The sequence below is a fragment of the Sphingobacterium alkalisoli genome (assembly GCF_005049105.1).
Taxonomy (GTDB): Bacteria; Bacteroidota; Bacteroidia; order Sphingobacteriales; family Sphingobacteriaceae; genus Sphingobacterium; species Sphingobacterium alkalisoli.
Genome location: NZ_SUKA01000003.1, coordinates 478,099 through 490,699, shown reverse-complemented (window position 1 = coordinate 490,699; position 12,601 = coordinate 478,099). Strand labels below are relative to the sequence as shown.

Below are 12,601 nucleotides of genomic sequence, written 5' to 3'. Positions count from 1 at the left end.
AATGATAATATGACAGAAAATAGCCAAAAGATAAATCAACTGTTCGACAAGCTAGACTTATTACTGAAAAGACAGAACGACTTCTCACGGGAGATTAATGACCTAAGGATTGAGTTAAGTAAGCTGAAAGCCGCCGAGCAAAAAACTGCACCGGAAACGGGTTTTGACGCTGCCAAAGAAAACACGGTTCCTGTCTTAAAATCAGATCAGCACCAAAGATGGCGATTGCCGAAACAAAAATCGGACATAGAAAAATTTATCGGTGAAAATCTGATCAATAAAGTAGGAATAGCTATCACGATTATCGGTGTCGCAATTGGTGCTAAATACTCGATTGAAAATGATTTAATAAGTCCTTTGACACGAATAATTTTGGGATATTTATTTGGTTTCGTATTGCTGGGTTTGGGCATTAAGTTAAAGCGTAATTATGAAAATTACAGCGCCGTGCTTGTGAGCGGTGCAATGGCAATTATGTACTTCATAACGTATTTTGCCTACGGTTTATACCATCTGATTCCGCAATTTACTGCATTTGCATTAATGGTCGTTTTTACGGTATTCACGGTTATTGCTGCCCTAAATTATAAGAGACAGATAATAGCACATGTCGGACTGGTTGGGGCATACGCCGTTCCATTCTTGTTGAGTAACAGTTCTGGAAATGTAGCTGTTCTCTTTTCATATATGACCATTTTAAACATGGGGATTCTTACCATAGCTGTTAAAAAATATTGGAAGCCGCTGCATTATACATCTTTTGCGCTAACCTGGTTCATTTATTTTTCATGGTATGTATCTAATTATCAGACAATAGAACATTTCGGCTTAGCGTTGATATTCCTTTCTATTTTCTTTGTTTTATTTTACATGACATTCCTTGCATACAAGTTGCTTCACAAAGAAAAATATGTAGTAGACGATATTATTCTGTTGATTGTCAACTCTTTTGTGTATTACGGCATTGGATACACCATACTCGAAAAACATCCGACAGGTGAGCAATTGTTGGGGGTGTTTACTATATGCAATGCGGTTGCTCATTTTATAGTCAGTGTCATTATTTACCGTCAAAAACTTGCGGATAGAAATCTTTTTTACCTGATTCTAGGCTTAGTGCTTATTTTTATTACCATCGCTGTTCCAGTCCAATTAAGTGGTAACTGGGTGACACTCTTATGGGCAGGTGAAGCGGCCTTACTATTTTGGATAGGGAGAACGAGCAATGCCACTTTTTATGAGAAGATATCTTATCCGTTGATCCTCCTTGCTTTTTTTAGCCTTCTGCACGATTGGAAGTCCGTTTATGACACGTACGATCCGGAAGATCCCACCACAAGAATAACACCGATACTGAATGTGAATTTTTTAACCTCCATATTGTCTATTGCTGCTTTTGGATTTATCAACATGCTTCGTATCAATAAGAAATACGCTGCTGGATCAGCACCTAAAACAGTAATTTCAACCATTATCTTCTACGCTATCCCGACAATTTTCCTTTTTACAACTTACTACGCGTTTCGGATGGAGATTGCTAATTACTGGAATCAACTTTATAAGGATGCCGTATTTGTCATTCATTCCGGCAATCAGCAGTATATCAACTATTCCTCTAGTACGTATTTGAAACAGTTTAAAACGATCTGGATAATTAATTACTCGCTGCTCTTTGTGTCTGTTCTCTCGATTACAAATTATAAATTCTTTAAGAACCGTCAGCTTGGCTTGATTAATTTTGTTTTGATCATTTTGGCAGTAGGTGTTTTTTTAACGTATGGATTGTATGTTCTTAGTGAATTGCGGGAAAGTGTGGCACATGTTGGAGTAAGATATGTTTCATTTGCCCTAGTTGCATTGGCACTGTTTTCCTGTTATCGATACACCTGCCGGGATTTTACAGAAAGAGACTTCAAAATGAAGTTTGATTTTCTATTACATACATCTATTTTATGGATCGCCAGTAGTGAATTAATTAATTGGATGGATATGAGCGAATCAACGCATTCCTATAAACTCGGATTGAGTATCCTGTGGGGCAGTTATTCACTGGTCCTGATAGCCTTTGGAATTTGGAAAAAGAATAAGCCTTTGCGAATTGGAGCAATGGTATTGTTTGGCAGCACCCTTCTGAAGTTATTTTTATATGATATTTCTCATCTTAATACCATATCAAAAACAATCGTTTTTGTATCGTTGGGTGTGTTGCTTTTAATCATCTCCTTTTTATACCACAAGTATAAGAATTTGATAGCACCCGACACCATCGGGGAGATAGAGTCGTAATGTTAAATTTTAGCAATGGCTTATGTACCGCTATCCATCTCTTGCGATAGCATTCTCTTTTTGGTGCCAACTCTATTTATTATTGTAGCGACCATTGCGTCACCGGATACATTTACCGATGTTCTGAGCATATCCAATGGCCGATCCACAGCGAATATCAGGGCGATTCCGGCTGGACTAACACCGATAGATTCTAATACAATTACCAACATCAATATTCCTGCTCCTGGCACGGCTGCAGCGCCAATAGAAGCAAGTGTTGCCGTAGCGATTACGCTAAGTTGCTGCGCCATAGTAAGGTCGTAGCCCATAACCTGTGCAATGAAAATTGCCGCAACTCCCTGATATAGACAGGTGCCATCCATATTGATCGTGGCACCGATAGGAAGGACAAAACTCAGTACCTCCTTCCGTATACCCAAGTTCTCTTCTGCACATTCCATCGTAACGGGTAGCGTAGCCGCACTAGAGCTGGTTGAAAAACCGAGTAGCTGTGCCGGAAGAATAGCCTTGAAGAAATGAAAGGGATTCATCTTTCCAAAGAAGTAGATGAAAAAAGAATATACACCATAGACTAGTATGACAAGACCCAGTACCACCGTAAATGCGTACATACCCAAAGCTTTAAATACGTCGATAGAGGGGGCTTCCGCGATGAGTGCTGCAAGAAGTGCAAACACCCCGTAAGGAGCAAATATCATCATGATGTCGACAATCTTTAAGACAATGGCATTTCCGGAATCCAGTACTTTTTTAAATGACTTGATCTCGCCGAAAGGTAGTGTAATCATGGCAACACCGACTAGCAGACTGAAAAAGATGATTTGAAGCATATTGCTGTTTGCTGTAGCCGCATGAAAGATATTGTCTGGAACGATATCGACCAATACTTGCAATGGTCCCCTGGTTTCCTTAATTCCGGTAGCCTCGTCGATCTTAAACTGCATTTCGCCAGCAAATGACTGCAGCATATCCTGCCTGGTGTCTTCCGTAATAAAGTTACCGGGCTGTATAAAGTTGACGAGCGCCAGTCCTAAGCTCACTGCGATAACAGTGGTCAGGATGTAAAGCCCAAATGTACGAAAACCCAAAGCGGAGAGCTGAGTGACATCTTTTAAATCGGAAACGCCTTTGATTAAGGAAACAATGATTAACGGAATAGCTATCAATTTTAACAGGTTGATAAAAATAGTACCAAAAGGCTTGATCCAGTCGATAGCAAACTCCCTTCCGCCAGCAAATTGGGTGCATAACAATCCGACTATGATACCTCCTGTAATGCCTATCAGGATCTGCCAGTGTAATGGGATTTTTTTCATCTTTCTTTTAGGGTTTTACAATTATTTGTCAGAATCTGTTGTACGACAAAACGCCCAAACTTAAATAAAATGCTGTAGAATCGCAAACCGGCTGTTATGCGTTCAGGTATGTCATGAGAGTCCATGCCGTTATTTTCGATCGGATTTTCGCAGCCGGTCTAAAGAGTTCATGCTCCATAGTGCCCATACAATCAAGACGGGCTGAAAGAAAAGCCGAATCAGACGGGCTCGATCGCTATCTAATCCAAAAGCGTCAATCCGGTTGACATATTGGGCCCAGTTTCCCGGAAATACTGCTACAAAAAATAAGGCGAGCAACCAGGGTAACCACTTCTTTTTATGGCCTAAAATGATAACGGCAAAACCTAACGCAAGCTCAACTACTCCCGATAAAATCACGACCAGGTCCTTTTCCAAAGGTACCCAATTCGGAACTTGCGCCTGAAACTCAAACCCTGAATAGGATAAATGTGCAGCGCCGGCAAATACCATAAAGGATCCTAAAATAATGCGTGCTATATGCTGAATCTTGCTGATTTTTCGTGTAGTTATCATGAATCTGTTCTCTTACAATCAAAACGAATGATCTTAAACAATGTTTTTACGATTAGCATTATTGTTTTTTTTGTAGATTAGCTTTGCCATTCCGTTAATACATGAAGGAATGGGGAATCGGTTAGAAAAATTTAAAACTAAAATATGCAATACACGCCCAATCCAGATAGATACAAGAATATGTTGTACAACAGATGCGGCAAGAGCGGCTTGATGCTGCCTGCAATATCACTTGGTCTATGGCATAATTTCGGGGATGACAAACCCCACCGTATAAAACAGGATATTTGCCGTACGGCATTTGATCTTGGCATTACGCATTTTGATCTTGCGAATAATTATGGTCCGCCTCCGGGAAGCGCGGAAGTTGCTTTCGGTAAGATATTAAAGGAAGATTTTGCGGGTCTGCGAGATGAATTGCTTATATCCTCGAAAGCCGGTTATGAAATGTGGCCTGGACCGTACGGTGAATGGGGTAGTAAAAAGTATCTAATCGCGAGTTGCGAACAAAGCTTAAAGCGAATGGGTGTAGACTATGTAGATATCTTTTATTCACATCGGTATGATCCTAATACGCCATTGGAGGAAACGATGCAGGCACTGGATCAATTGGTTCGGTCGGGAAAGGCGTTATATGTAGGTTTATCTTCGTATAACAGTAAAAGAACAAGAGAAGCGGTCGCTATATTAAAATCTTTGGGTACGCCCTGTTTAATTCACCAGCCCAGCTACTCTTTGCTAAACCGATGGGTAGAGGAGGATGGATTGATCGATACCTTGGAGGAACTGGGGGTTGGCTCTATTGTTTTTTCGCCGCTTGCTCAGGGTATGCTCACTACAAAATACCTCAAGGATATTCCGGAAAATAGCCGCGCAAGCCAACACAAGTCGTTAAATCCGAAATTTTTAAGTCCGCAAAATCTGGATAGGATAAAGGCATTGAACGAAATAGCGGAAAGCCGTGGTCAGACGCTGGCACAGATGGCTATCGCATGGGTGCTCAAAAAGGGAAAGATAACATCGGCATTAATTGGCGCAAGCAGACCAGAACAGGTTGTCGACTGCGCGGGAGCGATCAAGAACCTAAACTTTACAGCCGACGAACTCTGGAAAATCGACCAACACGCCAAAGATGGGGAGCTCAATATATGGGCTCAATCGGCGGAGCTAGGGTAGTATCGTGCTGTTCTGATGGTCAATACGAGGCTGTAGCGGATGGAATAGTTTAAGTCAAAGCACGGCCGACGTATTTTCCATCTACTCGGAAGTGTTTTTTACTTGCCCCAGCATTTTGGCGAGGCTTCCGAGCTGTTTTAGCTTCGACTGTAATTCATCCGTCCATGGCAAGCCGATACAAAGCCGCATGCAATGCTGAAATTGATTTTGTAGTGTAAACATTCTACCGGGTGCAATACTTATTTGGCTTTTTAAAGCAAAATGGTGCAGTTCGGTTGTATCTATTTCTTTCGGGAATTCTACCCATAGCGCAAGCCCGCCCTGCGGTCTGCTTATTTTAGTTCCTTCAGGGAAGTATGCGGATATAGCAAGGGCATAATGTTGGTAATTTTCTTGCAGCGTCTTCCGAAAATGACGAAGATGGTGGTCATATCGGCCTGTCATGAGAAAGTTTCCAACGGCTTCGTGGATGATCGAGGTAGAGGATAAGGCGTGTATAAATTTTAGCTTTAGTATTTGGTCTTTGTATTTTCCGGGTGCTACCCAACCCACGCGATAACCGGGAGCAAGTGTTTTGGAAACAGAACCACACCATAAAACATTTCCTTCGGTATCGAAAGATTTGCAGCATTTTGGACGTTCGGCACCAAAATGGATATCCCCGTATGTATCATCTTCAATGAGTGGAATATTATACGTCGCCAATAGCGTTACTATTTCTTTTTTACGCTGATCAGGCATACAGTATCCCAATGGTGTATTGAAATTAGGTACTAAAAGGCACACATTTACGTGGGGAAGCAGGTTTTTCAGGGCATCAATATCTATTCCGGTAACCGGATGGGTAGCAACTTCCAGCACATGTAGCCCTAGACTAACTGCAAGCTGCAAAATACCTGGATAACAGGGGCTTTCCAACGCGATAGTATCACCAGGTTTGGTCAATGCAATAAGACATAAAGCCAAGGCATTCATACAGCCATTGGTCGTGACCACATCCTCTTCTTTTAACCATCCTTCCCAGGCGAGCGAACGAACAGCTATCATTCTGCGGAGCTTCACATTGCCCTGCAAGGGTTCGTATTCTGTACCTCCTTCTTTTAACGATCGCGTAGCCAGTATGATTTCTTTTTTCAGCTTGGACAATGGTAAGATATTGCCGGAGGGTACACCGATCGAAAACAACGTTAAGTCCGTACGGCCCATAGTAGAATACACATCAGTCATTAAATCCTTTGGCTCCTTGTTGTTAGCAACGGGCAATGGTTTACTTACTTCAGGCAGCGGAAGTTTGAGGTAAGCTAAGGGACTGACAAAATAACCGGACTGTGGTTTTGATTGTACGAGGGATTGCGCCTCCAATTCAAGGAATATTCGCTTGGCGGTATTCACACTTATTCCATGTTCTTTACTCAGCATTCTAACAGAGGGCAGACGTTCACCTTGTTTTAATACGCCTGTTTTGATTTTACTGGCAATATTCTCCGCTATCTCCCGGTATAAAAAGTCTTTCTTCACGGTTTAAAATTTAACTGTGTCTATTGAAATAACAAAAACTGTGACTGTGTTTGTTTTTGCAAATTAGCGAATTTTACACAAAATAGAATATAATGGCAGAAATATGTATAAGTAAGGTGGAAGAAAACACCACACAGGGCTGGCTGAATGGTATGATTGGGGTGTTATTGTTTAGTGGCTCGCTACCTGCAACAAAGATTGCGGTGTTGGAACTGAGCCCTATGTTCCTGACGGCTGCTCGAGCATCTATTGCTGGAGTAATTGCCCTTGTTGTACTGCTGTTTTTTAAGGAAAAACGCCCTGATCGAAAACAACTCTCATCATTAGCTATTATCGCGCTGGGGGTGGTCGTGGGCTTTCCGTTATTAAGTGCTTTGGCGTTACAGTATGTTACCTCGGCTCACTCTATTGTCTTCTTGGGTATATTGCCAGTGGCGACAGCAGTCTTTGGTGTTATTCGTGGTGGCGAACGCCCAAAACCCGTGTTTTGGATTTTCTCGGTCATAGGTAGTCTTTTGGTAGTGGGCTATGCCGTCGCGCAGGGGCTTACTGCTTCACCAGTCGGCGATATACTCATGCTGGCGGCTGTCGTTTTTTGTGGATTGGGGTATGCGGAAGGGGCGAAACTTACCAAGACATTGGGGGGCTGGCAGGTCATCTCTTGGGCATTGGTACTCGCGCTACCGATTATGTTGCCGCTATCGTTTTTTTATAAGCCTGTGTCGGTAGAGGCCATTAGCACCGGGGCTTGGCTCGGACTGGCTTATGTTTCCGTATTCAGCATGTTTATTGCTTTTATCTTTTGGTACCGGGGTTTAGCACAGGGAGGTATCGCAACCGTGGGTCAATTGCAATTGCTACAACCATTTCTAGGCTTGGCGGTAGCTACTTCATTGCTTCACGAAGCGGTGAGCCTTGATATGATAGCTGTTACGGTTGGTGTAATATTGTGTGTTGCGGGTACAAAGAAATTTGCGAAGTAAAGGGGCTGTCTCCTATGTCTGTAGAATGCAAACATAGGAGGCAACACCTTACAATATAAATTAAATATTTACCAAGGATTGGGTGTGAAATTCCACATGTCGTAAAATGGCGTAGTACCCGTACGACCTGTAACCACATAAGCCACATCGCCATGTACAAAACTCACCGCTTGGTGACGGGCGGAACCTGCAAAGGCCTGGTGCTCTTCCCAATAGTCTCCGGATACAACATATCGCCAGGTTGTATTAGTGGAAGATCCGCTGCTGCTACCCAGACCGCCTGTAATAAATGCGGTGCCATTGAGCACAAATGCCGATGGGCTGAGTCTGGTGAGGCTATAATCATAATCATCGTCGCGTCCTGAAAGGGGCTCTTTTTCGGTCCATGTGGTGCCATCAAAGGTATAGAAGGTACTCACATTTTGGTTATTACTGGTTCCGCCTCCCAGATATGCGAGACCATTAAGTACGAATACAAAGGGAAATGATCGTTTATTAGGTGTACTCGCGACTTTCGTCCAGCTACCACCGTTACTTCCTGGGGTATACGAATAGAAATCATTATAATCTTGTCCGTCGAAATCTCGACCGGTACCTACGTAAGCAACTCCGTTTAAGGAAAATGCCACGGCTCCGTAACGGGCAGCTCCGCCAAAATCTGCAACTCGGCTCCAGCTATCCGCTGTGGGATCATACTCGTAAAAATCTGTGTACATCACGGTAGAATTAGTACCTAGACCGACATAACCTTTTCCGTTGGCAACAAACGACACGGCATTATTACGTGCTTCGCCGGGAAAATCAGCCATTTTATCCCAGCTTTGGAGGGCAGGATTGAAGCGCCAGGTATCCACAAAGCGATTGGAATTGGTTCCGTAGCCTGTGGTTAGATAGGTGTAATCGCCAATGGTAAAACCAGCAGCTCCGCTCCGCGGCAAGCCTTCGAAATCTGCTCCTCTTGTCCACTCATCGGGGTCGTCGTCGTCGTCTTCAGAGCAAGATACACTCGCAAAGCATACAACGGTCAATAATAAAAGTTTGATTATCCATTTCATCTTCATGATTGTTAAAAGTTTACGTATAATAGATTTAATTTAATTGCAGGTTTTGTGTTATAGGTGGCAAGACGCAACTTATTGACGGTCGACAACAGATCTGCCGTAGGCATCGAAAGCAGAAGGCTTTGCGTTTCGTCGAATCCAGCCTGTGTCTTCACGTTGGATACATAATCCGTGATATTGAATTCATATTTACCATTGCCACCGCCGCCACTTTGGCTAGCACTGCGATAAACTGCGGTCACATTACCACTGCTTCCCTGTACGAGCGAAACAGGCGTTCCATATTTATTGGCAACCATCAGCACCAAGGATGAAGGAGGGGGGTAGTCGCCAATTTCTGACTGGTCGGTTTCAATAACGAGTGTCGCCTTACTCAGCGATAGATTGCCGCTGTTGAGAAAAGACCGCAGGCTTGGAAATCGTAACCTAGTAACGATGCCTGACCCGCCTTGCAGATAGGTACGGTAATCTGTTAGTGAGGCTGCTAGTTCTTGGTTGTCATATGATAAGTTGGCAAGTGGACTGTCGGTAAGATCGGTAACGATGTGGTTGTATTGATAACTGCTTGAACCGATACCGCACGCGAGAATTCCCTCAACTCTTTTTCCGTCGGACTGCCGCTCGTAAGAATAATGGATACGAAATCTCACCGAATCTTGCAAGCCGATGGTCGCATGGCTTTCTCCTCGCGGTATTAATGCAAGGCCCTTGAAGAAATCGGTAAAGTCGTCAGTATTGATCAACCTATTGTCATTGTTGATGGCCATCTCGAGGAGTGATCGACCAAGTACGTCATCGAGTCTAATACATAAGGTGTCTGTGGTGGATTGCGGTCTTGGATGAAAGGTGATACCACCGAGTGGGGTGGGATCGTAACCAAAAGTCTGATTACTATATAATGTAGCAGCCGACACAAATACAGGATATTCATCGTCTTCAAGTGCAATGGATAATTCTTTGGGTTCGATATCTTCCGTGATCCGATGGACATCCAGCGCTAGCGTTTTTGTCGTATCACCGTAGCTGTAACTATCATAATAGAGTTCGAGCGATAGCGAATCATATTGTATGTTGTCTGGAAGGGAAGAAATGGAAAGATCCGTATTTGTTAATCTAAAATAGGAGGAAAGTACAAGGTCGCCCAGGTGTTTGTCTTGGTTGCCTCCGACGAGTAGCCTGCCCGTTGCAGCGGTGGGTAGCGCATCCAATAGGAAAGTAGACGCTTCCACGGTAAGTGTATCTGCACTATTGACCATTAATGGCTCATCATTGTTGTCTAAGGTAATCCCGTCTGCATCCTTACAACTGCTCACGAAACCGAGTGAGAGCACGAATAGGATAAGACGAAAATTTACTGAAATAAGTCTTGTCATTTATCTAAATATTGATAGGCCAAAACTGGGCATATGTCGTGTTAACCAATGTTACATTTTGTTAAACTAGGTTAAGCCTAAATAGAAGCGCGGATTTGATCAGTATTTTTGTCGCGAAGATGAAGAAGAAACTTAAGCTCATACTTTTCCTGGTTTTGATCGGTGGCATCGGGATATTACTAATTCTGGGGACTTGGCTCTATGGGAGTTATAATCAACGCCAGGAGCTATTCCTCGCTACGGCGGAACACACCTTGTTTAATGCGATACAAGAAACTGTGCAACAAAGACAAAAGGCAGACACCTTAACGGACGTTGACGGAATACGACGACCAACCTCCAGACTAGAGACGCAATTGGTGACGAAAATTGTTCAAAAATTCCCCAATGTACCGCTTGATTACCTCAATACATTGCTGGATAGTTTGTATCACAACGAAATTAAGAGCGTACCCGCTTTTCGGAAATTACCGGAAATTCGCGTTCAGAGACTAAATTCGACGAATGGTGTTGATCGGCCACGGATGCTGTTGCCTTTTTTCCTTTTTTTACGGGATTCATTAGATCAACAGGCGCTGGACCAAATCAGGATAAAGTTTCAAAAAGATCTTATTGCCAAGGGTATTAATACCAAATATGACTTCAAGGTAGTTATCCGGTCGGAAGATAGTACGTTGCGTGGTGGTTCATCGTCTTCTTTCATGCGGCACCGTATACCAAGCCATAGAGATATCGCTGCAGCTGATTTTTCGATTCGACCTGTCTTGATCGATCCTGATAAAAGTAAATTCATCACGGTCGATTTTCGCAATCCTTGGCAGTTTGTGCTCTATAGTTTGAGTTGGCAGTTAATGATCTCTGTCGTGCTGGTCGGTACCATTATGGGCTCGTTTGTCTATCTCTTCCATACGCTATTGAAACAGAATAAACTTGATACGCTTAGAAAGGCTTTCGTGAATAATCTGACACATGAACTGCGCACGCCGGTAACTACGGTATCCGTCGCACTACAGGCGCTAGAGGGATCTGTAGGTAACATGCGTGAGCGCGACTCGTACCATAGCATAGCCAGGGAAGAGCTAAACCACCTGTCTTCCATGATTGATAAGGTGTTACAGATTGCAGAAGATGACTTATTGATAGATAGGCAGTTAGCGTGTAAAGAATATGACATGGTAGCGCTGATTCATAAGTGTGTAGCAAATGCGCAATTGAGTGGTATGCAAAATGGTGTCAATATTGTTTTTAAGCCATCGATAGAAAGTGAAATGATATTTGGAGATCCCGATCATATGAAGAATGTAATCGGAAACCTGATGGAAAATGCGATAAAATACGGGTCTACTGAAGTGAATGTGTTCTTGGATGGAAAGAAAGATAGTCGATACCTATCCTTGTCTATACAGGATAATGGTATCGGGATCTCCTCGGCCTATCATTTGCAGGTTTTTGAACCTTTTTTCCGGGTACCACAAGGAAATCTGTATCCAGTAAAGGGATTTGGACTGGGGTTGGCCTATGTCCGGCAGATTGTGCGCCAACATGGGGGCGATATTAAAGTGAAAAGTGTGCTCAACGAAGGAAGTACATTTATCCTAACTATTCCTAAAAATATGAAACGATGATCGATATTTTATTTGTAGAAGATGAAGAGAAAATGGCGCAGATCGTCAGTGATGTATTGCGAGCCAAAGATTTCAATGTGCGCTATTGTAAGGATGGACAACAGGCTTGGGAAGCTTTTTTTCTGGCTAAACCCGATATTGTGGTTACGGATGTGATGATGCCGAGAATGGACGGTTTTACCCTCGCATCTAAAATTCGTGAAGTGGATAGCGCAATTCCTTTGATATTTCTCACGGCCCGCACTGCCGAAGAGGACGTGCTAAAGGGATTTGATATGGGTGGTAATGATTATCTGAGAAAACCCTTTAGTATTGATGAGCTTATTGCACGTATCAATTCGTTGAATAGAATGCGAAATAAATATAATCCCAATGAACGTATCATCATTGGAAAATACGAGTTAAACCCCATCAAGCATATGTTGCGATGCGGCGATGAATGTATTACGCTGTCGTTTCGGGAAAGCGAATTGTTGAAAAGGCTATACGAACGTCGTAACACCGTCATCCATCGTAAAGAGATCCTTTTCGAATTTTGGCACGGTAATCAGTTTTCGGGAAGGAGCCTGGATGTTTTTGTGTCCAGACTGCGAAAGCATCTCAAAGATGACCCCAACATTAACATTATTAACGTACGGAATGTGGGTTATAAAATGGTGATTACCTAGCGTCAAAAGCGCGGAAGGGTAAATTAAAACAAGTAAT

Annotated in this window: 10 protein-coding genes; 5 read left to right on the top strand and 5 right to left on the bottom strand. The window is 42.9% G+C overall.

Features of this window, described 5'->3' with window-relative positions:
- Window positions 1–9: 9 nt before the first annotated feature.
- Window positions 10–2,286, top strand: coding sequence for a DUF2339 domain-containing protein (locus FAZ19_RS11690; RefSeq protein ID WP_136820902.1), 2,277 nt, complete (start codon window positions 10–12; stop codon window positions 2,284–2,286).
- Window positions 2,287–2,306: 20 nt separating this feature from the next.
- On the opposite strand, the gene FAZ19_RS11685 is transcribed toward FAZ19_RS11690, so the two are convergent.
- Both FAZ19_RS11685 and FAZ19_RS11680 read right to left on the bottom strand, forming a co-directional pair.
- The gene (locus FAZ19_RS11685; protein ID WP_136820901.1) at window positions 2,307–3,605 is read right to left on the bottom strand and encodes a dicarboxylate/amino acid:cation symporter; all 1,299 of its coding nucleotides are present in this window, start codon (window positions 3,603–3,605) and stop codon (window positions 2,307–2,309) included.
- Between the two features lie 129 nt (window positions 3,606–3,734).
- Window positions 3,735–4,160: a DoxX family protein gene (locus FAZ19_RS11680; RefSeq protein ID WP_136820900.1), complete on the bottom strand. Its 426-nt coding sequence runs from the start codon at window positions 4,158–4,160 to the stop codon at window positions 3,735–3,737.
- 144 nt (window positions 4,161–4,304) lie between these two features.
- Here FAZ19_RS11680 and mgrA point away from each other — a divergent pair, with 144 nt between their 5' ends.
- Entirely contained in the window at window positions 4,305–5,336 is a 1,032-nt protein-coding gene (gene mgrA / locus FAZ19_RS11675; RefSeq protein ID WP_136820899.1) for an L-glyceraldehyde 3-phosphate reductase, read from the top strand.
- An 81-nt stretch (window positions 5,337–5,417) separates the two neighbouring features.
- On the opposite strand, the gene FAZ19_RS11670 is transcribed toward mgrA, so the two are convergent.
- Entirely contained in the window at window positions 5,418–6,854 is a 1,437-nt protein-coding gene (locus FAZ19_RS11670; protein WP_136820898.1) for an aminotransferase-like domain-containing protein, read from the bottom strand.
- 92 nt (window positions 6,855–6,946) lie between these two features.
- Between FAZ19_RS11670 and FAZ19_RS11665 the strand changes: the two genes are divergently transcribed.
- Window positions 6,947–7,837, top strand: coding sequence for a DMT family transporter (locus FAZ19_RS11665; RefSeq protein ID WP_136820897.1), 891 nt, complete (start codon window positions 6,947–6,949; stop codon window positions 7,835–7,837).
- 68 nt (window positions 7,838–7,905) lie between these two features.
- Here FAZ19_RS11665 and FAZ19_RS11660 read toward each other — a convergent pair whose 3' ends face one another.
- The gene (locus FAZ19_RS11660) at window positions 7,906–8,892 is read right to left on the bottom strand and encodes a Kelch repeat-containing protein (protein ID WP_136820896.1); all 987 of its coding nucleotides are present in this window, start codon (window positions 8,890–8,892) and stop codon (window positions 7,906–7,908) included.
- 11 nt (window positions 8,893–8,903) lie between these two features.
- Entirely contained in the window at window positions 8,904–10,271 is a 1,368-nt protein-coding gene (locus FAZ19_RS11655) for a DUF4270 family protein (RefSeq protein ID WP_136820895.1), read from the bottom strand.
- A gap of 119 nt (window positions 10,272–10,390) precedes the next feature.
- Here FAZ19_RS11655 and FAZ19_RS11650 point away from each other — a divergent pair, with 119 nt between their 5' ends.
- Both FAZ19_RS11650 and FAZ19_RS11645 read left to right on the top strand, forming a co-directional pair.
- A complete protein-coding gene (locus FAZ19_RS11650; RefSeq protein ID WP_136820894.1) occupies window positions 10,391–11,896 on the top strand; it encodes a sensor histidine kinase in 1,506 nt (501 codons plus the stop codon).
- A complete protein-coding gene (locus FAZ19_RS11645; protein ID WP_136820893.1) occupies window positions 11,893–12,564 on the top strand; it encodes a response regulator transcription factor in 672 nt (223 codons plus the stop codon). Before FAZ19_RS11650 ends, FAZ19_RS11645 begins: the two co-directional genes overlap by 4 nt.
- The last annotated feature ends 37 nt before the right edge of the window (window positions 12,565–12,601 follow it).